The organism is Aeromonas dhakensis, assembly GCF_000820305.1.
Taxonomy (GTDB): Bacteria; Pseudomonadota; Gammaproteobacteria; order Enterobacterales; family Aeromonadaceae; genus Aeromonas; species Aeromonas dhakensis.
In genome coordinates, this window is sequence record NZ_CDBH01000004.1 from 1 (window position 1) to 21,630 (window position 21,630).

Below are 21,630 nucleotides of genomic sequence, written 5' to 3' on the forward strand. Positions count from 1 at the left end.
GGATGGCGGGCGGGGTGAATTCGAGGCAACAAAAAACCCGCCGAAGCGGGTTTTTTCAATTCTTGCAGTGGATCCGTTCAGCCGGCAGAAGCGGGGTGACGGTATCCCTGACTTGAATTACAGGGCAACTACGTTGGCAGCAGCCGGGCCTTTCTGGCCTTGCTCGATGGTGAACTCAACGCGCTGACCTTCTTCCAGGGTTTTGAAACCGTTGGACTGGATAGCGGAGAAGTGTACGAACACGTCTTTGCTGCCGTCAACCGGGGAGATGAAGCCAAAACCTTTTTCGGAGTTGAAGAATTTTACGGTACCAGTCACTTTGGACATAATAATTACTCTCAAATTTAGTGTTTGAAATGCCATCAGATGGCAAGTTTTGATTTTTCGTCAGCAATACGTAGGGGAAGCACTAAAGAAGGAGAATTATTCGTCAAGCATCATCGAAATAACACTTGCACTAATCACTGCTTTACTAAAATGACTGCCTAACATAATCAGGACTGAACTGCCGAACTATCGCTGTCGATTAGAACACGCACGCTTTGTTAAAGCAAACTTTATCTCTCAGTTGGTACTCTGTGCCGGATGACTGGATTTTCAGGACGATTTTACCTTTTATATCAATAGCATGAATATCCATTTCAGGTGCTTTTCGGGTTGTGGTGAATCCCTTTGTACGCAGAAAAAACGAGATAAAGGGTCATGCGAGTCGACAGATAATGTCACGTCAAGGTCAGAACTTTCCCCTTCCATCATGAAAAAGCCAGCCCGTCGACAGGGCGTGGGCTGGCTACATTCGGTTGAAACGGCATGATCAAGGCTTCTTTCGAAAGCGATTGCTGACGGAGTCAACCCAGCTGAATGTCTCGGGCAGTACCTGATTGGCGGCCCGTTCCTTGGCCTTGTCCCTTGCGAGTTGTGCCGCCGCTTTCGCAGCTGCTGCCCGGTCTGCGACCACCTTGAGCCGGCCTTCCTCGCGTATGCGATTGCGCTCGGCATTGGTCAATGGGTGGTCCGCGTTGGCCTGTGCTTTTTGCAGCAGCAGGGTGATCCCGGCCTTTTCGGCGTCGGTGAGATCCTTCATTTCCAGCTTTTTCACGGCGTGTACCTGATGACGGGGAGGGAACACCCTACCACGTCACCTGGCTATTTATTGTGCTGTCGATGGCATTCCCGATGATTTCCCCGGTTGGACTAGGCGTGACCGGCTGGTTCGACATGGATCAGCACGATGGCGTGGGGCAGATGGCGCTGGATCCCCTGCTCTATGCGGTCACAGATGGCGTGAGAGTGCTCGATGCTCATCTCCTTGGGCAGTGTCAGGTGGAAGTCGATATGGCGGCGACGCCCCGCCTGACGGCTGCGCAGGTCGTGGAAGCCGCCGTGCTCCGGGCAACACTCCTCGATCACTTGGGTGGTGATGGCCAGCTCCTCCTCGCTCATGCTGTGATCCAGCAGGGGCTGGAAGGCCTGGTTGAGCATGGCGATGGCTTCTCTGAGGATGAAGAGCGCGACCCCGATGGCGACGAGGGGATCCAGCAGATAGAGGTTGTAGCCCAGCGCAGAGGCGATCCAGATGCCGAGCAGGCCGGCAGCCACCCCGAGCGAGGTCAGCACGTCCGCCTTCAGATGCAGGGCATCGGCGGCCAGCGCCACCGACTCTTCCTCCTTGGCGACCCGGTAGAGATAGGCGGAGACGCCGCTGTTGACCAGTGCCGACAACAGCATGACCAGCACGCCGAGCCCGACGCCTTCGATGGGAGTGGGGGTGATCAGCTTGCCGACGGCCTCGAAGATGATCCAGCCGGCGGCCAGCAGGATCAGCAGCGCTTCGATCACGCCGGAGACATTCTCTATCTTGTCGTGGCCATAGGGGTGGCGCGGGTCGGGTGGAATATCCGACTTGCGCACGGCCACCAGTGCGATCAGGGCGGCCACCAGATCCATGGCCGAGTGGATGGCTTCGGAGATGATGCTGACGGAACCGCTCAGTATGCCGGCAATTATCTTCATGACAATCAGGCTGATATTGGAGCAAACCGAGACCAAGGCGGCTCTGGTTTTTCTGGTCATGGGATATCCCTATTCTCGATGAAATAGTGTGAAAATAAGGCCTGATAATATCAGCTTGCGTTAATAATGACTTCTTGAGGTTGTAACTTTTTGTTTCCGGCGATAGTGAGAATGCTTATCCAAATTAACACTGCTCGTTTAAATAATAGTTATTTTGGTTTTTGGTGATTTATTTCAGGTGGCCGCCAAATAATATTGATAATCGCTACTTTATAAGGCTTCCGGTGTTTTTACGGCCGTTCCTTCCCCGCCCAGGAGTGCCTGGCGGGGGCCGTCGGCCCCGGTTTGGCGCGGCGTGACGGATGAGGGTGGATTCTTGCGCAAGATTGGGGGTATGCTGGATTGAGTGCGATCCTGGGATCGTCACTGAAAGCGTACTGTAGTCTACGATTCGGATGGCATGCTGGAACCTGGGTTCCAATTGTCTGGGTAACATTTTTGGAGTTTGATGATGAGTAACAAAGAACATCACAACGGCAAAGATGCCAAGAAAAAACCGCAGATGTCACTGAAAGAGAAGCGCGAAGCCAAACGTCAGAAAGCAGAACTGAAAAATGGCAGCGCGATGAAGTAACGCTCCTCATGCTGTAGTTCCTCTGGAGCCAGTAACAAAAAGCCAGCCTGTTTCGGGCTGGCTTTTATGTTTTTGGTGCTGGCTCAGGGGGTGGCGCCGTAGCTGGCAAATATCCGTTCGTAGCGGCCATCGGCCCGCATCTTGCCGAGCTGGCGATCGAACCAGCGTTGCTGCACGGCCTGGCGAAAGGCGAAATGGTAGTGGGTGGGGGCGAACAGATCATATTGTCTGACCCGGCTGGGGGCATAGAGCTCGGCGCCATACTTGCTGGTGGCCAGTTGCGCCAGATAGTAATAGAACACCCGTTGCTCCAGGATCACCGCATCCACCCGCCCCAGCATCAGTCTGTGCACCTGTCCCTGCTGCTTGGCGACCTCCTCGTAACGGGGGTTCTGATCGGCCATGCTGGCGAAGGCTCCCCCCAATACCTGGCGTGCCCGCTGAAAGGCGCTGACCCTCAACTCTGTCATGTCGTCCAGCGTGGCGATGTGGGTCTTGCTCAGGGTGAACACCCGGTTGTGAAAGGCGATGACGGGCTGCGACAGGAAGACGTTGTCCAGCATCCCGGGTTTGACGTTGATGATGGCATCGAGCCTGCCGGACTCCAGCATGCGAAAGGTGCGCTCCAGCGGCAGATATTCGAAGCTGGGCTCGTAGCCGCTGCCACGAAAGGCTTCCCGCAGCAGATCGAGCTCGATGCCGCGTCCCTCTTCCTCAATCACATAGGGGGGAATGGCGAAACTGACCCCCACCCGCAGTGGCTCGCCGGCCAGCAAGAGGGGAGAGTGAAACAGCACGGCAAGGCTTGCCGCGAGCAGCAGGATACGAGACAAAAACCCCATGCGTTCTCTCTGACAAACGAATTGCCCTGATGATAAACCCTGGGCGGGCGACAGGGGGAGCAGGGTCGGCAACTCTGGTCGGGGGAGCCGGCTTGCGTGCCGCGCCTGCGTCAATAACGGGCAAAAAAAGGCCCTGCGTAAACAGGGCCCTCTGAACTGTGAGCTTCCCTTAGAACGGGATGTCGTCGTCGAAATCCATCGGCGGCTCGTTGTATACCGGCGGAGCAGATTGCGGCTGCTGGGCCGGACGGCTATAACCGCCCTGCTGTTGCTGCATGTTCTGCTGCGGAGCCGGGCGGGACTGGTTCATCGGCTGCTGGGACTGCATGCCCTGTTGCGGTTGACCCCAGTTGCCCTGGGACTGACCGCCCATGCCCTGACCGGCGCCTTGCGGACGGCCACCCAGCATCTGCATCACGCCGCTGAAACCATCGACCAGCACTTCGGTGGTGTAACGCTCCTGGCCGCTCTGATCCTGCCACTTGCGGGTCTGCAGCTTGCCTTCCACATAGACCTGGGAACCCTTCTTCAGGTACTCGCCCGCCACTTCGGCCAGCTTGCCCATGAAGACGACGCGGTGCCACTCGGTACGCTCTTTCTGCTCACCGGTCTGCTTGTCGCGCCAGGTGTCGGAGGTGGCCAGGGTTATGTTGGTCACGGCACCGCCGCTCGGCATGTAGCGCACTTCCGGGTCTTGCCCCAGGTTACCGATCAGAATGACTTTGTTGATGCCTCGACTGGCCATAATCTCTCTTCCACCCTTTGTATTCCGGCCAGGCCATATGCCCGGACCAATTCAACATTTCGTTTGTTTTCTGCGAGATACGCAAGAACGCCGCAGGCGCTTGCGACTCATGTGATGACTGAACCCGGGTTGGCTCGCCTGTCGACTGCCATGCCGTTTCCAGATTTTGCCCGCAATAGTAACAGTTTTTGGGGAGAAAGACGTCTTCTTCGTCGCCAGCTTCTCCGGACCGAGGGGTTAACTTACACGAGGCGGGCCTTGGCCAGCAAGTGAGCCGCAGAGGGGGACACTTAGCATCGAAACCTGGGCGCGAAAAGTGAATTCGATGACGCTGCGACAGCCCCTGTCTGCCCGGATGCCAGCATTCCACCCAAATGGGGGGGGGCTGCTAGTTATTTGTATTGCTTGGAAAATTGGTGAGTTTCAAAGGAGGCGCATCGCCGTCTAATACTTTTTTAATGCTGCACCCCACGGGGGGCTTGGTACTCTCTGCTGCCGAAAAAAACCATGGCCGCAATGTTCAAGGACCAGCCTTTCATGAGCACCCCATATCCCATCGTACTGGTAACCGAAAACAATGTGCAGGCAACCAGCTTCCAGAGCTATCTGGCGGAGCAGCTGGCACTGCCCATTGTGCTGGTAAGCACCCTGGAGGAGCTGCCGCAACCGGACGAGCTCGAGCCTCGTCCGCTGTTTCTGGTCGATCTGGACTACCTCAAGTCGAGTCAGCAGGCAGGATGGCCGCGGGAGATCTCCAGCCGCTTCGGGGAGGCCAATACGGTGCTGCTCAATGCCCCGACCAGCACCGATCGGGAATTGCTGCTGATGTGGCCCCATACCAGCGGACTCTTCTTCTGTCAGGATCCGCTGGATCGGCTGGTGCTCGGCATTCGCAAGGTGCTGGAGGGGGAGTACTGGATCCCGCGCCACCTGCTGTGCGATCTGGTCAACTACTACCGCAAGGGTGGGGAACATCACCTGCGCAACCAGACGTTGCTGACTGTGCGCGAGCAGGAGATCATCCGCTATCTGATGACGGGCGCCTCCAATACCGAGATCGCCGACAGCTTGTTCGTGAGCGAGCACACCATCAAGTCCCACCTCTATAACGTCTTCAAGAAATTGAACGTGAAGAACCGCTTGCAGGCGGTGAGCTGGGCCAAGGAGTATCTCTGAAATCGATGGGGATGATGGATAAAACCTGTCTATTCATCCAGTAGTCTCTATGCCATACTGACTCGCTCAGGTTTCCGTATCGAGCGTGCAACAAGATGGAAAAGATCGTGGTCCGGGGTGCTCGCACCCACAACCTCAAGAACATCAATCTGACCCTGCCCCGCGACAAGCTGATCGTGGTCACCGGCCTCTCCGGTTCGGGCAAATCCTCTCTGGCGTTCGATACCCTCTATGCCGAGGGGCAGCGCCGCTACGTGGAGTCGCTCTCCGCCTATGCCCGCCAGTTCCTCTCCCTGATGGAGAAGCCGGACGTCGACCATATCGAGGGGCTTTCGCCCGCCATCTCCATCGAGCAGAAGTCCACCTCCCACAACCCGCGTTCGACCGTCGGCACCATCACCGAAATCTACGACTACCTGCGTCTGCTGTTCGCCCGGGTCGGTGAGCCGCGCTGCCCGACTCACGCCATCCCGCTCGCCGCCCAGACCATCAGCCAGATGGTGGATCAGGTGCTGGCCCAGCCGGAGGGGAGCAAGCTGATGTTGCTGGCGCCAGTGGTGCGCGATCGCAAGGGGGAGCACACCAAACTGCTGGAAAACCTGGCGGCCCAGGGTTACATCCGTGCCCGCATCGACGGCGAGGTGTGCGACCTGTCTGACCCGCCCGCGCTGGAGCTGCACAAGAAGCACACCATCGAGGTGGTGGTGGATCGATTCAAGGTGCGCGATGACCTGGCCCTGCGTCTGGCCGAATCATTCGAGACGGCGCTGACCCTCTCCGGCGGCATAGTACTGGTGGTGCCCATGGACGGCGAGGAGGGGGTCGCTCCCATGACCTTCTCCGCCAACTTCGCCTGCCCGGAGTGTGGCTACTCCATGTCGGAACTGGAGCCGCGCATCTTCTCCTTCAACAACCCGGCCGGAGCCTGCCCCACCTGTGACGGCCTCGGGGTGCAGCAATATTTCGATCCGGCCAAGGTGATCGGCGATCCGGCTATCAGCCTGGCCAACGGCGCCATCCGTGGCTGGGACAAGCGCAGCTTCTACTACTTCCAGATGCTCAAATCCCTCTCCGAGCACTACAAGTTCGATCTGGATACGCCGTGGGAGGATCTGCCGGTCAAGACCCAGGAGGTGATCCTGCGCGGCTCCGGTCGTACCGAGATCGAGTTCCGCTACATGAACGATCGCGGCGATGTGGTGGTGCGCAAGCACCCGTTCGAGGGGATCCTGCACAACATGGAGCGCCGCTACCGGGAGACTGAATCCAACTCGGTGCGTGAAGAGCTGGCCAAATACATCGCCAACAAATCCTGCACCAGTTGCGGCGGCAGCCGGCTGCGGGAAGAGGCGCGCCACGTCTTCGTCGACAACCGCAACCTGCCGGCCATCGCCGAGCAGTCCATCGGCGATGCGCTGGCCTTCTTCGAAGGGTTGAACCTCACCGGCCAGCGCGCCCAGATTGCCGAGAAGATCTTGAAAGAGATCGTCGAGCGGCTCGGCTTCCTGGTGAATGTGGGTCTCAACTACCTGAGCCTGTCCCGCAGTGCCGAGACTCTCTCCGGCGGTGAGGCGCAGCGGATCCGGCTGGCCAGCCAGATCGGGGCCGGTCTGGTGGGGGTCATGTATGTGCTGGACGAGCCTTCCATCGGCCTGCACCAGCGGGACAACGAGCGGCTGCTCAAGACCCTGACTCACCTGCGTGATCTCGGCAACACCGTGATCGTGGTGGAGCACGATGAGGACGCCATTCGCCTCGCCGACCACGTGCTCGACATCGGCCCGGGGGCCGGGGTGCACGGCGGGGCCATCGTTGCCCAAGGCACGCCGGCGGAGATCATTGCGAACCCCGAGTCGCTGACCGGTGACTACCTCTCCGGCCGCAAGCAGATCGCCATCCCGGCCGAGCGCACCCCGCTCACCGGCAAGTGGCTGAAACTCAAGGGGGCGAGCGGCAACAACCTGCGCAACGTCAACCTGGACCTGCCCATCGGGGTGATGACCTGCGTCACCGGCGTCTCCGGCTCCGGCAAGTCGACCCTGATCAATGACACCCTGTTCCGTATCGCCCACCGCGAGCTGAACAAGGCGACCGAGTCCACCCCGGCACCCTATCGCAGCGTCGAGGGGCTGGAGCACCTGGACAAGGTGGTGGATATCGACCAGAGCCCCATCGGCCGCACCCCGCGCTCCAACCCGGCCACCTACACCGGCCTGTTCACCCCGATCCGCGAGCTGCTCTCCGGCACCCAGGAGGCGCGCTCGCGCGGCTACCAGCCGGGCCGTTTCTCTTTCAACGTGAAAGGAGGCCGCTGCGAGGCGTGTCAGGGGGATGGGGTCATCAAGGTTGAGATGCACTTCCTGCCGGACGTCTACGTGCCGTGCGACGTCTGCAAGGGCAAGCGCTACAACCGCGAGACCCTGGAGGTGAAGTACAAGGGCAAGAACATCCACGAGATCCTCGAGATGACGGTGGAAGATGCCCGCGAATTCTTCGATCCGGTACCGGCGGTGGCGCGCAAGCTGCAGACCCTGATGGACGTGGGCCTCTCCTATATCCGCCTCGGTCAGTCGGCCACCACCCTGTCGGGCGGCGAGGCGCAGCGGGTCAAGCTGGCGCGGGAGCTCTCCAAGCGGGATACCGGCCAGACCCTCTACATCCTGGACGAGCCCACCACAGGGCTGCACTTCCACGACATCCAGCAACTGCTCAAGGTACTGCACCAGCTGCGGGATCGCGGCAACACCATCGTCATCATCGAGCACAATCTGGACGTCATCAAAACCGCCGACTGGATCGTCGATCTGGGGCCGGAGGGGGGCGCCGGTGGCGGCCGCATCTTGGTGACGGGGACGCCGGAACAGATCAGCCGTTGCGAGGATTCTCATACGGCCCGCTTCCTGGCACCTCTGCTGGCCAGATAAAGCGTTCAATAATTGTGACAAGGGGCCCTGGGCCCCTTGTTTTTATTGTGGTAATTCAGTGACCTCTCGGCGGGCCTATCCTCCATACTTGGGGCAAGACCCTTCCCGCTTCGCATTGCCATTCAAAGGATATTGGCGCCCATGGCTCAACCGTCCCGCTCCATCGACCATCTGCTGGCCTACTCCATGTTTCCGGTTTGGGCCGGAGCCATCCTGATGCTGCTCATCGTGATCGCACTGGCCCAGGTGCCGGCGGCGCAGCGGGTCGAGGAGCGGCGGATGGAGGAGCACCTGCAGCGGGTGATCAGGGCGGTGCAGAACGACATCGGCGCCATGAATGCCTTTACCCGGGACTGGGGGATCTGGGATCAGAGCTACCATTTTCTGGCCCACCCCAACCAGGCCTACATCAACTCCAATCTGCTGGTCGACACCCCGATGCGGGACTTTGAACTCAACGTGTTGAGTTACATGGATTTGCAGGGCTCGGAGGTCTGGACCCGCACCCTGTTGCCAGATGCGCCGGACGCGGATACCACCCTGTTGCCCTCCTTTCTGGACGATCTCAAGCTGCAGCTGCTGCGCGAGTCACGGCAGGCGGGCATCAGCAGCCTGAGTGGCGTCAGGCGCTCCCAGTGGGGACCGCTCATCTTTTCGCTGCAGCCGGTGACCGATACCCTCGGCAGCGTCAAACCCAACGGCTATCTGCTGGCGACTCGCTGGCTGGACAAGCGCTATCTGCAGGATCTGGGGGAACGGACCGCGCTCACGCTGACCATAGCCCAGCCAAGAACGCGCGAGCATCTGGGCTCCTTCAAGCCACTTGGGCCGCATATGAGCTACCGGCTGGTCGATCTCGGGTTGCAGCAGGTCAGAGGGGAGGGGTTGCTGCTCGACAACGACGGCGAGCCTGTATTGACCCTGATCGTGGACGAGGAGCGGGACGTGTTGCTGGGGGCGATGGAGGGGGCGATCTGGACCTTCATCGGCATGCTGCTGATAAGCTTCGCCTGCATTCTGATGGCACTGGCCCGGTTGCGGGCCATCGTGCTGGGGCCGATCGGCGAGCTGGTGGGGGCGCTGCACCAGTTTACCGAAAAGCAGGACGCGAGCGTGCTGCCCATTATCGACAGCAGCCAGGAGATGGCGCTGCTCAGCCGCAAATTCCGCGAGATGGCGGCCAGGATCAGCCTGCACCACAGTGCCCTGCAGGCCCACTCCTCCCGCATGGAGGTCGCCGCCTATACGGATCCACTGACTCATGCCTTCAACCGCCGTTATCTCGATGAGTGGTTGCTGAACCGCCAGGATCCGGCGGCAGGCTGGGTGCTGGTGATCCTGGATCTGGATCACTTCAAACGGGTCAACGATCGCTTCGGCCACGACATCGGCGATCTGCTGTTATGTCAGCTGGCCGAACTGCTGCGAGGGGCGCTGGATGAGGAGGAGCCGCTGATCCGGCTGGGTGGCGAGGAGTTCATGCTGTTGCTGGCCAGAGAGGAGCCAGGACAAGTGGCGGAACGGATCGAGCGCCTGCGCCGCAAGATCGCCGACTGCCGTTTCGGGCGGGAGGAGCTGCCGCTGCGCATGACCGTCTCGCTGGGATTCTGCGATTATCCTCTGCATGCGGAGCTGGAGGACTCTTTCTGGAGTCTGAGTTTCAAGCTGGCGGACATGGCCCTGTACCGGGCGAAACAGGAGGGCCGGGATCGCTGGCGTGGATACAGCGGCGAGCTGGGGCGGGCACAGTGGAGGTTGAGCCCGGAGCAGCTGGCGGAAGGGGAGTGGCTGTTGTGCCAGGCCTCCCACGCCAACCAACCGGTCTAATGGGTCAGGATCAACAAGGCCATGCCGAGCACGAAACCCAGCAAAATAAACAGAAAAGAGCCAATGCCCCAGATGGCTGCCAATATGGCTACTATTTTGTCCCTTCTGGTTTGTGGTTTCATAAAGAATTACTTACAGCCCGGCTACATGGCCCGCAAAAATACTCTTGTTGGACGAGTGAAACAACCGTTTTCAGTCGTTTTTATCCGCAATAAGATATATGGAAATTATTTCTTATTGTTGTTGGCAAGGCGGAAAATCTATCCATTTCATTGTTTTTATTTGATATTTTTGATGTTTTTCTCGATGCCCAGCATGGTTGGAAGCTGCCGTACACATCTATCTATTTCTTGGTAACGTTTGAGCTAAATCAATAACTCGGCATTCACATCCCTTTATAGTTTTCGGGCTTGCAACATATAAAACGAAAACTAAAAGGAATACGTGATGAAAAAGATCCTTCCTCTGATGATCGCAGCAGCGCTTGCGTCCCCCGTCGCCATGGCTCACCAGGCCGGCGATTTTCTGGTGCGTGGCGGCCTGGCTTTCGTTTCTCCGCAAAGTAGCGGTAACGATTTTGAGATCAATGACAATGCCCAACTTGGGTTAACGCTGACCTATATGGCAACCGATAACTTTGGGGTTGAGCTACTGGCAGCAACACCGTTTTCTCATTCAGTGAAAACGGGAGATACGGAAGTCGCCAAGGTCAAGCACCTGCCGCCGACCCTGATGGCGCAGTACTACTTTGGTGATGTCCAGAGTAAGGTGCGCCCGTATGTTGGTATCGGTGTGAACTACACCACCTTCTTCGACGAGCAAGGTCGCGGCCCTCTGAGCAACGCTGATGTGAGCTTGGATAATTCCTGGGGCATGGCCGGTCAGGTCGGTCTGGACATGGCGATCAATGACCGCTGGTTCGTCAATGGCTCTGCCTGGATCATGGATATCGATACTGATGTGCATGTAAACGGTGGTGATGGCATTAAGACCAAGATTGACCCCATGGTATTTATGGTTGGTGTCGGCTATCGCTTCTGATAGGACACAGGGTTGGCCTCCCCACGGGCCATTACAGCTAGCATGTCTCTTTGGCCCGGCACAGTCCGGGCCCTTTTACGGTCAGGTCACTCCCCGCCAACTGTGATCCAACCCCATATAGATCAATAAAATACCCTCTGTCTCCCCTCTATAATTCGCCCCTTGTGCCGATAGTGTCTATGTTCACGTTACCTTTCCCCCACGAGTGAGGATGTCTCCATGGGTTTATCTATTGTGCAGCGGATCATCGCCGGATTTGTGTTGATGCTGCTGCTGTTGATCCTGCTGGGTGTGATCAGCACCCTGAAGATCAGGGGCATCAACGACGGTTTGTCGCAGGTTTCCGACCGGGCAACCCCCCTGGTGATTGCAGTGGCCGGTCTGAAGGGGGCCCTGCAGGACAGCAACCGCTGGGTGCTGGTCTACCGGACCAATGAGGATGGCAGTCAGTTGCCGCAGCTGGCCAGCCAGTTCAAGGAGCAGCAGGCGCGTTTCAGCCAGCTGAGCCAGGAGATGGACAAGTTCAGCGGAGTGGCCGAGGCCGGTTCCCGCTTCCAGCAGGTCGATGCGGCGACCAAGCAGTTCTACGGCCTGGCCGAACAGGTGCTCTCCCAGCACAGCCAATGGGTCAATGCCCAGGATCAGCGCCACAAGCTGGAGATTGCCTTCATCCGGCTGGAAGACACCTACCAGTGGGCGGCCGATCTGCTGCTGCAGCAGACCGCCAGCAAGCGCTCCATGCGCAACAAGGCGGAGCTCATCACCTCGGGCATCGCACGCGACCTGAAGAACATTCGCCGGGCCGATGCCAAGACCGACCTCAACGAACTGGAGAAGGTGCTGAGCAAGGATATCGAGATGGCGCGCAAGCGGCTTGACCGGGTGCTGGTGCCGGATGACGTGAAGCAGCGCTTCGTCTCCAACCTCGACCGGATGCAGGAGCTGGCGCTCGGCCCGCAGGGGCTGCTCGCCACCATGCGCAATGCCCAGCAGCTGGCCGCCTCGCTGCAGACCCTCAATCAGCAGCTCGACGCCAGCCTGATCAACAGCCTGGGGCTGCTCGACGAGATGGGACAGTCGGCCGGCTCCATCGCCAGCCAGAGCCGCACCACGGCGGATGATGCGGTCAGCAGTGCCAGCTTCTGGATCCTGATCGTGGCCGCCATCTCGGCCGCCGCTGCCCTCATCATCGGCTATACCACGGCGCGCAGCATTCAGCGCCCGCTGCAGATGATCAACAAGGAGCTGGATTACATGGCGGCCGGGGACATGACCCGCCGCATCAATTACCGCAGCAGCTGCGAATTCGGCGCCCTGGCCCGTTCCATCGACGTGCTGGCCGGCAAAACCGGCGAGCTGCTCTCCCAGATCAATGCCGGCTCCCGTCATCTGGTGGAGGAGGCGAGCCGCGCCGCCGAGATAAGCGAAAGGGCAGTATCCCGGGTGCAGGATCAGAAGAGCCAGACCGATCAGGTGGCTGCCGCCATCACCGAGCTGGAAGTGAGCGCCACCGAGGTGGCCCGTTCCACCGACGGCACCAAGCGGGAAGTGGATCTGGCGGATGACGAAGCCAGAACCGGTCGCCAGAAGGTGGCCACCACCCGTCGCATCACGGAACAACTGGCCGGAGCCATGGAGGAGGCAGTCGGCATCACCTACAAGCTGGGCGAATTCAGCGACAACATCGGCAGCATTCTCGACGTGATCCGCAGCATCGCCGAACAGACCAACCTGCTGGCGCTGAACGCAGCCATCGAGGCGGCGCGGGCCGGTGATGCCGGCCGCGGCTTCGCCGTGGTGGCCGACGAGGTGCGGGCGCTGGCCAACCGGACCCAGACGTCGACCGAAGAGATCCAGGCGATGATCGAAAACCTGCAGAGCTCGAGCAAGCTGGTGGTGGAGGTGATGGGACGCAGCCAGGAGCAGACTCACAGCTGTGTCGAACAGACCCGTGAGATGGATGCGGCCTTGCAGTCCATCGCCGATCGGATGAGCGCCATCAAGGCGATGGCGGATCAGGTGGCGCATGCGGCTCAGGAGCAGATCTCGGTCAGCCAGGGGGTGGCACGCCATATCTCCGGCATCGCCGAGGTGGCCTACGAGACCGAGCGGGAGGCACGGGAGTCAGCCAGCAGCAGCGAGGTGCTGGCGGATCTGGTGGCCAAGCAGCAGCAATTGATCGCACATTTCAAGGTTTAGGAGGGCTTATGTCTAATAAGTGGATCGGGGCCCTGAGTCTCCTGTTGTGTGGTCAGCTGATGGCCAGCGAGCTGGTGATCGAGAGCTGGCGGATAGATGACAAGGCCTTGTGGGAGCAGAAGATCATCCCTGCCTTCGAGGCCTCCCACCCGGGCATCCAGGTGAAATTCAACGGGGTGCAGAACGTCGACTATATGCCGACCCTGTGGGCCAGCCTGAAAGAGGGCAAGGCGGGGGATCTCATCACCTGCCGGCCGTTCGACGACTCCCTGGCCCTGTTCAAGGCGGGCCACCTGGCGGAGCTGACCGAGATGTCGGGGATGGAGAACTTCCCGAGCTTTGCCCAGTCACCCTGGCAGACCGACTCCGGCGCCCAGACCTTCTGCGTGCCCATGGCCTCGGTGATTCACGGCTTCTTCTACAACAAGAAGATTTTCAGTGAGCTGGGGCTGAGCGTGCCGCAGACCCGGGATGCCTTCTTCGCGGCGCTGGACAAGGTGAAGGCCGATGGCCGCTACGTGCCGCTGGCCATGAGTGGCTCGGAAAGCTGGGTATCCTCCGAGCTCGGCTTCCAGAACATAGGCCCCAACTACTGGAAGGGGGAGGATGGCAGGCTGGCGTTGATCGGGGGGCAGGAGCGCTTTGACAACCCGCCCTACATCAAGGTGTTCGAGGAGCTGGCGCGCTGGCGTCCCTACCTCGGCGAAGGTGGCGAGAGCCGCGACTATGCCGCGACCAACGAGCTGTTTACCTCGGGCAAGGCCGCCTTCTACGTGGCGGGTTCCTGGGAAATCGCCCCCTTCACCGGCAAGGTGGACTTTGGCGTGATGCGCCCGCCCGTGGCAAAACAGGGCGATGGTTGCTTCTTTACCGATCACACCGACATCGGGATGGGCATGAACCCGGCCAGCAAGAACAAGGAGGCGGCCATGGCCTTCCTGCAGTGGCTGACCACGCCCCAATTCGCAGAGCTCTATACCAACTCGCTGCCCGGCTTCTTCTCCCTCTCCAACCACTTCTTCGAGGTCACCAACCCGGCGGCGAAGGAGATGATGGAGTGGCGGGATCAGTGCGACTCCACCATCCGGGTGGCCACCCAGATCCTCTCCCGCGGTACGCCCAAGCTGGGGGACGAGCTGGCCGAAGTGAGTCAGGCCGTGCTGCTCGGCAAGATGGAGCCCAAGGCGGCAGCCGATCGGCTGGAGCAGGGGCTGAAGGGCTGGTATCCGCCCCATCAGGGCAACAAGGTGAAAGGGGCAGATTGCCAGTGTGAGGCTCCTGCCGCCGTGCCTGCTGTGTCGGCCGCAGCGGCGACCACCGAGCCTGCTGCTGCACCAGCCGCGACGCCGGCGGTGACAGATACACCAGCCGCCCCGGCGCCGTCAGCAACGCCTGCCGCAGCGGCATCTGCTGCGGCAGCCCCGCTACCGACGCCGTCGGCCGAGGTGGAGCAGGCGCTCTCCAATGAGCTGGAAACGCCGCAGCAATAGCTGCCGGCAGATATACAACGGGAGGCATCAGCCTCCCGTTTTCTTTGCTGCCCGTGGTCTGATTCATTGCTCCGTACGGGGCCAGCGGCAGAGACTGCCGATGCGGGCCACCGGAGCGAACCCGAGCGAGCGATAGACGCGCTGGGCGTGATAGTGCTCGTCGGCCACTATGATGAGCCGGTTGACCCGCGTCAGCCCGTGCCGGGCAACCTGGCTCAGCAGCTGGCGGCACAATCCCTGATTGCGCCATGCCTGCCGGGTGCGCACCAGCTGGAAGCGGCCCAGAGTATCGGTGAAGAAGAGACCGCAACTGGCGACCAGCAGCTCCTGCTGCCAGATCCCCCACCACTGACCCAGCCCGTCCCCGATCATCGCCTCATACAACTGGCGGCGTGACTGCAGATAGGGCAGGTAGCTCTGCTCCGAGTGGCCGGGATCCCGTTCCTCCAGTTCAAAGGCCAGCCACTCGTCCCAGTCGGTCGGGGTAAAGGGACGCGCAGCCACCGTTGCGGTTGGCGGTTGCCAGCCTTCTGCCTCCAGCGCCAGCACCACGCACTCCATGTACTGGTATCCCGCCGCCACGAAGCCGGCGACCCGGCTGTTCTGACCGGCCGCGAGAGGCCACTGGAAGGTGCGATGTCTGACCCGGGGATCCTGCCCGATCAGCTTGTCGAAACTGGCCTCGAGCCAGCCCTTGTCGTGATCGCTGGGGGGAAAGGGGAGCAACAGATAGTTGCCAAAGTAGTAATCGGGAGCATCGGGAGTGCGCACGGCCCAGAACTGCTCATGGTCGACCACGTTGCCCTGATAGCGATCGAACAGCAAGTCGGTGGCAAAGCCGGGGTGGGTGTCCATGATGATGCTCCTGCGAATGGTTCAATTGGTTATCGGCAGGAAGGGGAAGAGGTTGAAAAGGGGCCGGAGAAACCTCCGGCCAAACAATCACACGCAGATTCAGAACGTCCAGGACGATCTGCGTTCATCATAACGCGACTCGCCGGATTTTGGGATGGGGTGCCAATCGTTACTTTGGCTTTATTGCCAAATAAAAATCGGCGGCCTTCCTCTCGCTGTAAAACAGTGTTGACTTTGTGTCATTTTCTCATAAAGATAGAAAGACGTTTAGACGTCCAAACATCCGTTTTGACGTAGAGAAATGGATTGCAGGGCAGGGAGAGAGCAGATGGGATTTCACAGCGCACGTCAGGTTGAGGCACTCAACCAGAGTCTGGCAGATTTGAGTGGCGACATTTCGGTCAGTTTCGAGTTTTTTCCGCCCAACAGCGAAGGGATGGAAAATACCCTGTGGCAATCCATCGAGCGATTGAAGGTGCTGGAGCCCAAATTCGTGTCGGTGACCTATGGTGCCAACTCGGGCACCCGGGATCGCACGCACAAGGTGATCAAGGACATCAAGGAGCGGACCGGTCTGATCGCCGCCCCGCACCTGACCTGTATCGACGCCAGCCGCGACGAGCTGCGCACCATTGCCCGCGACTACTGGAACAGCGGCATCCGCCATATCGTGGCGCTACGCGGCGACCTCCCCCAGGGGCTGGAGAAGCCGGAGATGTATGCCACCGACCTGGTAGCCCTGCTCAAGGCCGAAGCGGACTTCGATATCTCGGTGGCCGCCTACCCGGAAGGTCACCCGGAAGCGCGCAGTGCGCAGTCGGATCTGCTCAACCTGAAGCGCAAGATCGATGCCGGTGCCAACCGCGCCATTACCCAGTTCTTCTTTGACGTCGAGACCTACCTGCGTTTTCGGGATCGCTGCGCTGCCATCGGCATCGATGCTGAAATCGTGCCGGGGATCCTGCCGGTCTCCAACTACCAGACCCTGGCCAAGTTTGCCGGTTTCACCAACGTGAAGATCCCGCGCTGGATGCATCAGCGTTTCGAGGGGCTGGATGACGATCAGATGACCCGCAACATGGTGGGGGCCAGCATCGCCATCGATCAGGTACGGGTGCTGAGTCAGGAGGGGGTGAAGGATTTCCACTTCTATACCCTGAACCGCTCCGAGTTGACCTACGCCATCTGCCACACCCTGGGGGTGAGGCCGAAAGGCCAGCCGTAACGGATCGCGGGTACAAAAAAAGCCAATGAGCTGCTCATTGGCTTTTTTGTTATGACGACCAATCAGGGTCTGGTGGGGGCGATCTCTTTGGGTTCGAGATCGATCACCGCATTGCCGGCGGCGCCGGGGTACTGGTGATAGCTCTGGTCCTGTTCCAGGGTGTAGAAGGTATCCAGATAGTCATCGTTGTTGGTCATCCAGGAGTCGGGCAGTGCCTTGACGATGCGGCCACCGAGATCGAGGAAGGGCAGTGCCTCGGGCACGCCGCCAGCGGTGAAGGCCAGCTTGAGGGCATCGATGAACAGGCCGCTCAGCTCCTTGTAGTTGACGTTGTCGTCCTGCTCCATCATGACGATGTCGACGGCACCCCAGCGATAGCGATCCCAGTAAACCAGGATCTGGTTGGGGGTGTAGTCGGTGTTGTCATAATCGAGATAGGGCATGTCGACGATGTCGACCACGGGCTCATCCCGGCTGGGATTGACCCCTGCGACCACCGCATACACTTCGGCCGCACCCAGCAGCCAGGGCTCCTGATCATCCTTCAACCGAATTTTCTTCAGGATGCTGGTCTTGAGCGGCGCCGTGCTGGCAGCCGCACGGGGAGCCACCTGCATATCGGCGGCAGCCAGCGCCTTGCGGATCACCTTGAGGCCGGCGTTCTTGGCCTTGACGGGATCAGCCTCCACGACCAGGACCGGACGAGCCGGTGCCTTGTCCACATCCAGATAGACGGGGTTGCCGGCGCTGTCGAAGGCTTCGATGGCGCTCCAGCTCTTCTCATCTCCGCTCGGTACATAGGCGACCAGTGGCTCGACACCCTGCTGCAGCGCGGCGGCCTGTTCCGGGTTGGCCAGTCGCAGCTGCATCAGCTCCTTGACCTCGCCGTCCAGCCCTTGCCGGCTGATGGCCGCCTGGTTGGCATCCCGCGCCTGGCGTTTCAGGCGCGGACTGGCCTTTTGCAACAGGTTGGGCAGTGGGCTCTGGTACTCCTGATTGCTCAGCAGCGGCAGCAGGTTCTTCTGCTGCAGCGCGAGCTGGCGGGCCAGCTCCCGATCGGTGTCGGCAGCGTGGGCGGTGGTGGCGCCCAGCAGTGCCAGTAACAAAATGACAGCCTGATTCCTCATTATTATTCTCCAGTTTATGAGTCTGACATGAGGCACGCATCGGGGAAGAAGAAGTGCCTCGCCACCACTTAATGGCAATTAGTTTCAGCTGTGAACCAAATTCTCTGAATTATGTGCGGTGTCTCACGGGGGGCTCCCCAGATGGTCAGGTCAGTTTCTCCGCTGGTTGACTTGATGCAGGATGATGCCGACGAGCAATCCCCAGCAGGCGGCGCCGATACCGAGCAGGCTGATGCCGGAGGCGGTGATGATGAAGGTCAGCAGGGCGGCCTCACGGGCATCGTCGTGTTGCAACGCGGTGTGCAGGCTGCTGCCTATAGTGCCGAGCAGCGCTAGCCCGGCGACACAGGTCACCAGCGTGGCCGGGAAGGCCGTGAAAAGGGCCGCCACCGTGGCCCCGAAACAGCCGGTCAGCAGATAGAAGCCGCCGGCCCACACTGCCGCGGGCCAGCGCCGGTTGACGTCCGGATCCACCTCTTTCCCCATGCAGATGGCCGCCGTGATGGCCGCCAGGTTGAAGGCGTAGCCACCGAAGGGGGCCAGCAGCAGGCCGGTCAGGCCGGTCCAGGTGATAAAAGAGGAGGTAGCGGGTTGATAGCCGTGGGCTCGCAAAATGGTAATGCCGGGCATGTTCTGGGAGGTCATGGTGACGATGAATAGCGGCAGGGTAATGCCGAACAGGGCATCAAAAGAGAATTCTGGCCAGGTCATGACCGGGCCGGCCAGTTGCCAGTGAATGGCGTCAAGCTGCAGCTCCCCTCGCAACAGACAGATGAGGATCCCGACTGCCAGCACCAGCACCATGGTATAGCGGGGCCAGAGATGGCGACCGAGCAGGAATGCCAGCAACAGGCTGCCGAGCAGCAAGGGATCGGCTGGTGCAACCTTGAACAGATCCAGTCCGAACTTGAGCAGCACTCCGGCCAGCATGGCCGCCGCCAGCTGGGCCGGGATATGGCGCATCAGCCGATCGAACCAACCGCTGATGCCGCACAGGGTGATCAATAGAGAAGAGATAACGAAGGCGCCGATGGCCTCGGCCAGGGTGAAGTTGCCGAGACTGGTGATGAGCAGGGCGGCACCCGGGGTCGACCAGGCGGTCAAGACAGGGATGCGGTAATAGAGGGAGAGGCCGATGCAGCTGATACCCATGCCGATGCCCAGCGTCCATAGCCAGGAGGAGAGCTGGGCAGCATCGGCCCCTGCTGCCGTGGCTGCCTGAATGATCAGGATGACCGAGCTGGTGTAGCCAACCATCACGGCGATGAAGCCGGCGACCAGATGTGGGAGGGCAAAGGGCATGGTGACGTCCTTGTGGGGTTGTGACGGCTTGTGCGTTATTGCGTACAATATTGCTTCAGACTATATCGCTGTGCGCTATAGCGCACAAGGCGATTCAAGCAAGCGCAACAAAGAGGCAGTCATGCAAGAGATGAATCAGCATCTGGCCCAACGTCTGAAGGGCTTGCGCAGCGAACTGGGCTGGAGCCTGGATGTGGCGGCGCGGGAGACTGGTGTCAGCAAGGCCATGCTGGGCCAGATTGAGCGGGGGGAGTCGAGCCCGACGGTGGCCACTCTGTGGAAGATTGCCACCGGTTTTCGAGTTTCTTTCTCCAGCTTTATCGAGCCGGCTCCCACGGCGCAGGACGATGTGCTTTATCGCACCGCCGATGCCATTCGCCAGCAACCGGCGGGAGAAGGCATGCAGGTCGCTCCCCTCTTCCCTTATGAGGGGCGTTTTGGTTTCGAATTGTTTGAGCTGACTTTGTTGCCCGGCTATCAACGAGAGTCAGAACCCCATGAACCCGGGGTGACCGAACATGTCATCGTCATCAGCGGCCAGATGGAAGTGCTGGTGGAAGGGGAGTGGCGCTCCTTGACGCAGGGGGAGGCGGTGCGTTTCGCGGCCGACCGCCCCCATGGTTATCGAAATCAGGGGGTGGCCCCTGCCATCTTCCACAATCTGATCCACTATCCGGCCAGCAGATCTTAACCATCATGGGTCAGCCAGGACGCCCATCTGCCCGGGGGCTGGTCAGTATGGGGGCATAGACCCAGACAAACAGAGCATATGCCAGGCTCCAGGCAAGGCCGCTCAGGTTCCAGCCGTACAGGGTATAGGCAGGCCAAAGCAGCGGGATCAGCACCCGGAGCAGGGCGGCCATGATGACCAGCCCGAACGCGCACTGGAGCCTGCGCCCCACCTGCAAGGCCCGACCGCTGTGGCCGAGGGAGACCCGCGCTATCATCCCCAGGATCATGGTCCCCATGCAGCCGGCACTGAGCAGGTGGCTGGCCAGTGACAAGCTGATGGGCAGGCCGGCAGCCAGAGCACCAAGGGCGAGCAGACCGAGAGGAATAAACAGGTAGGCGAGGTGCAGCGACCACAAGAGGGGTTGGCCAAGGGTGGACGGCAGTCGCCAACGCAGCTGGCGCCACAAGTGCAAAACGGTCGCCACTATATATAGAGGAAGCATATAGAGGCTGGTCACCCATGGGGTGGGTAGCAGCAGCCAGCTCACCAGGGTGAGCCACAGCGTGGCAAGGGAAGCCCGCTCCAGCCAGAGTATAGGGACGGCTTTTTCCATCCCGGTGGCTCTGGCGGTAAAGAAGGGAATGACTCGCCCTCCCATCACGGCGATCAGGGTCGTGAACAGCAGCACAGTGGTGATGAGCAGATGTTCCAGATCTGCCCACTGTGTCTGCCGCAGCCAGCTGGCTGCGTTGAGCAGTGTCAGAACGACAAGCAGAGGCACAAAGAAGAGGTTGCGCCACTGCCTGGTTACCACTATGGGTTTGGCCAGATACCAGGCGCATAGAGGCAACCAGAGCAGGTCTGCCGCCATCAAGAAGGTGTTGTGTTCACCCAGCCAGGGCAGCAAGGCCCTCGGCAATGCCCACAGCACGACGACCAGCGCCAGGGGCCAGCTTCTGATCCCGGGATGAGCGGTCCAGTTTTGCACTGCCGTCAGCAGAAATCCCGCGACAATCGCCGTCCCGAAACCAAAAAGCATCTCGTGAGCATGCCACCAGATGGGGTTGCCAATCCCCGGCAAAACGAACCAGCCATTGAGCTGCCCCAGCCAGCCCAGCATCGCCAATGCCGAGAACGAGGCGCCAAGCAGAAAGAAGGGCCTAAACCCGAGACGGAACAGAGGAACGATTTTCTCCTCTTTGCGGCTATCCAGAATCTGATGCATGGCGAGACCTTAATTGAACATTTGAAAAGACAATTATAAAGTGGCTTTTCAAATGTTCAATTTAAATCCAATGAAAGCCCGAAATGGTGGTGATGAGAGCGAAATAGAACCGCTTTGCTGCATATCTGAGCGAACGAGTTTTTTTGGTGAAAAAGCCCTTGTCATCGCGACGCGGCTCCCTATAATGCGCCCTCACCAGCATGGCAGAACACGCCAACCTGATGAGCTCGCTTCCTCGTGAAGCCAGCGCCGAAAGAAAAGCGAAAATAAGCGCTTGACTTTCGAAGTGAGGAAGGTATTATACGCCACCTCAGCGCGACAAGCGCCACGCT

At 59.9% G+C, this 21,630-nt stretch carries 18 protein-coding genes; 9 read left to right on the forward strand and 9 right to left on the reverse strand.

What is annotated here, in order from left to right; translation table 11 throughout:
* Window positions 1-117 precede the first annotated feature (117 nt).
* The 3 genes from cspE to BN1143_RS00560 all read right to left on the reverse strand — a co-directional run bounded on the left by cspE (window position 118) and on the right by BN1143_RS00560 (window position 2,073).
* Window positions 118-327: a transcription antiterminator/RNA stability regulator CspE gene (cspE, locus tag BN1143_RS00550; protein WP_005306081.1), complete on the reverse strand. Its 210-nt coding sequence runs from the start codon at window positions 325-327 to the stop codon at window positions 118-120.
* 487 nt (window positions 328-814) lie between these two features.
* Window positions 815-1,099 (reverse strand): YjbD family protein, encoded by a 285-nt coding sequence (locus BN1143_RS00555; protein WP_017785534.1) that lies wholly within the window; start codon window positions 1,097-1,099, stop codon window positions 815-817.
* Between the two features lie 95 nt (window positions 1,100-1,194).
* Window positions 1,195-2,073 carry a cation diffusion facilitator family transporter gene (locus BN1143_RS00560; protein WP_024941267.1) on the reverse strand — a complete coding sequence of 293 codons (879 nt, stop codon included), beginning with the start codon at window positions 2,071-2,073 and terminating at the stop codon, window positions 1,195-1,197.
* A gap of 451 nt (window positions 2,074-2,524) precedes the next feature.
* Here BN1143_RS00560 and BN1143_RS22830 point away from each other — a divergent pair, with 451 nt between their 5' ends.
* Window positions 2,525-2,647: a hypothetical protein gene (locus BN1143_RS22830; protein WP_005306071.1), complete on the forward strand. Its 123-nt coding sequence runs from the start codon at window positions 2,525-2,527 to the stop codon at window positions 2,645-2,647.
* Between the two features lie 83 nt (window positions 2,648-2,730).
* On the opposite strand, the gene BN1143_RS00565 is transcribed toward BN1143_RS22830, so the two are convergent.
* Complete coding sequence (locus BN1143_RS00565; protein ID WP_042049254.1) at window positions 2,731-3,489, reverse strand: substrate-binding periplasmic protein; 759 nt, start codon at window positions 3,487-3,489, stop codon at window positions 2,731-2,733.
* A 169-nt stretch (window positions 3,490-3,658) separates the two neighbouring features.
* A complete protein-coding gene (locus tag BN1143_RS00570) occupies window positions 3,659-4,234 on the reverse strand; it encodes a single-stranded DNA-binding protein (RefSeq protein WP_005306061.1) in 576 nt (191 codons plus the stop codon).
* A 516-nt stretch (window positions 4,235-4,750) separates the two neighbouring features.
* Here BN1143_RS00570 and BN1143_RS00575 point away from each other — a divergent pair.
* The 6 genes from BN1143_RS00575 (at window position 4,751) to BN1143_RS00600 (ending at window position 14,891) form a co-directional block, all read left to right on the forward strand.
* The gene (locus BN1143_RS00575; RefSeq protein WP_010635910.1) at window positions 4,751-5,410 is read left to right on the forward strand and encodes a LuxR C-terminal-related transcriptional regulator; all 660 of its coding nucleotides are present in this window, start codon (window positions 4,751-4,753) and stop codon (window positions 5,408-5,410) included.
* A gap of 95 nt (window positions 5,411-5,505) precedes the next feature.
* Window positions 5,506-8,334, forward strand: a complete 2,829-nt coding sequence (uvrA, locus tag BN1143_RS00580; protein WP_042049255.1) for an excinuclease ABC subunit UvrA — start codon at window positions 5,506-5,508, stop codon at window positions 8,332-8,334.
* Between the two features lie 141 nt (window positions 8,335-8,475).
* Window positions 8,476-10,161 carry a sensor domain-containing diguanylate cyclase gene (locus BN1143_RS00585; RefSeq protein WP_042049256.1) on the forward strand — a complete coding sequence of 562 codons (1,686 nt, stop codon included), beginning with the start codon at window positions 8,476-8,478 and terminating at the stop codon, window positions 10,159-10,161.
* A 447-nt stretch (window positions 10,162-10,608) separates the two neighbouring features.
* Window positions 10,609-11,202 carry an OmpW family outer membrane protein gene (locus tag BN1143_RS00590; RefSeq protein ID WP_042049258.1) on the forward strand — a complete coding sequence of 198 codons (594 nt, stop codon included), beginning with the start codon at window positions 10,609-10,611 and terminating at the stop codon, window positions 11,200-11,202.
* A 219-nt stretch (window positions 11,203-11,421) separates the two neighbouring features.
* The gene (locus BN1143_RS00595) at window positions 11,422-13,401 is read left to right on the forward strand and encodes a methyl-accepting chemotaxis protein (RefSeq protein ID WP_042049259.1); all 1,980 of its coding nucleotides are present in this window, start codon (window positions 11,422-11,424) and stop codon (window positions 13,399-13,401) included.
* An 8-nt stretch (window positions 13,402-13,409) separates the two neighbouring features.
* On the forward strand, window positions 13,410-14,891 hold the full coding sequence (locus BN1143_RS00600; RefSeq protein WP_042049261.1) for an ABC transporter substrate-binding protein: 1,482 nt from the start codon (window positions 13,410-13,412) through the stop codon (window positions 14,889-14,891).
* Between the two features lie 63 nt (window positions 14,892-14,954).
* On the opposite strand, the gene BN1143_RS00605 is transcribed toward BN1143_RS00600, so the two are convergent.
* Complete coding sequence (locus BN1143_RS00605) at window positions 14,955-15,746, reverse strand: GNAT family N-acetyltransferase (protein WP_042049262.1); 792 nt, start codon at window positions 15,744-15,746, stop codon at window positions 14,955-14,957.
* 328 nt (window positions 15,747-16,074) lie between these two features.
* On the opposite strand from BN1143_RS00605, the gene metF reads away from it, so the two are divergent.
* A complete protein-coding gene (gene metF, locus BN1143_RS00610) occupies window positions 16,075-16,971 on the forward strand; it encodes a methylenetetrahydrofolate reductase (protein WP_005306036.1) in 897 nt (298 codons plus the stop codon).
* Between the two features lie 62 nt (window positions 16,972-17,033).
* Here the strand turns inward: metF and BN1143_RS00615 are convergent, their stop codons facing one another.
* Both BN1143_RS00615 and BN1143_RS00620 read right to left on the reverse strand, forming a co-directional pair.
* Window positions 17,034-18,098, reverse strand: a complete 1,065-nt coding sequence (locus tag BN1143_RS00615; protein ID WP_011707631.1) for a DUF3103 family protein — start codon at window positions 18,096-18,098, stop codon at window positions 17,034-17,036.
* A gap of 150 nt (window positions 18,099-18,248) precedes the next feature.
* Complete coding sequence (locus BN1143_RS00620; RefSeq protein WP_042049265.1) at window positions 18,249-19,400, reverse strand: benzoate/H(+) symporter BenE family transporter; 1,152 nt, start codon at window positions 19,398-19,400, stop codon at window positions 18,249-18,251.
* 121 nt (window positions 19,401-19,521) lie between these two features.
* On the opposite strand from BN1143_RS00620, the gene BN1143_RS00625 reads away from it, so the two are divergent.
* Window positions 19,522-20,091: a helix-turn-helix domain-containing protein gene (locus tag BN1143_RS00625; RefSeq protein WP_005306022.1), complete on the forward strand. Its 570-nt coding sequence runs from the start codon at window positions 19,522-19,524 to the stop codon at window positions 20,089-20,091.
* A gap of 10 nt (window positions 20,092-20,101) precedes the next feature.
* Here BN1143_RS00625 and BN1143_RS00630 read toward each other — a convergent pair whose 3' ends face one another.
* Complete coding sequence (locus tag BN1143_RS00630; protein ID WP_042049266.1) at window positions 20,102-21,298, reverse strand: NnrS family protein; 1,197 nt, start codon at window positions 21,296-21,298, stop codon at window positions 20,102-20,104.
* Window positions 21,299-21,630: the final 332 nt, after the last annotated feature.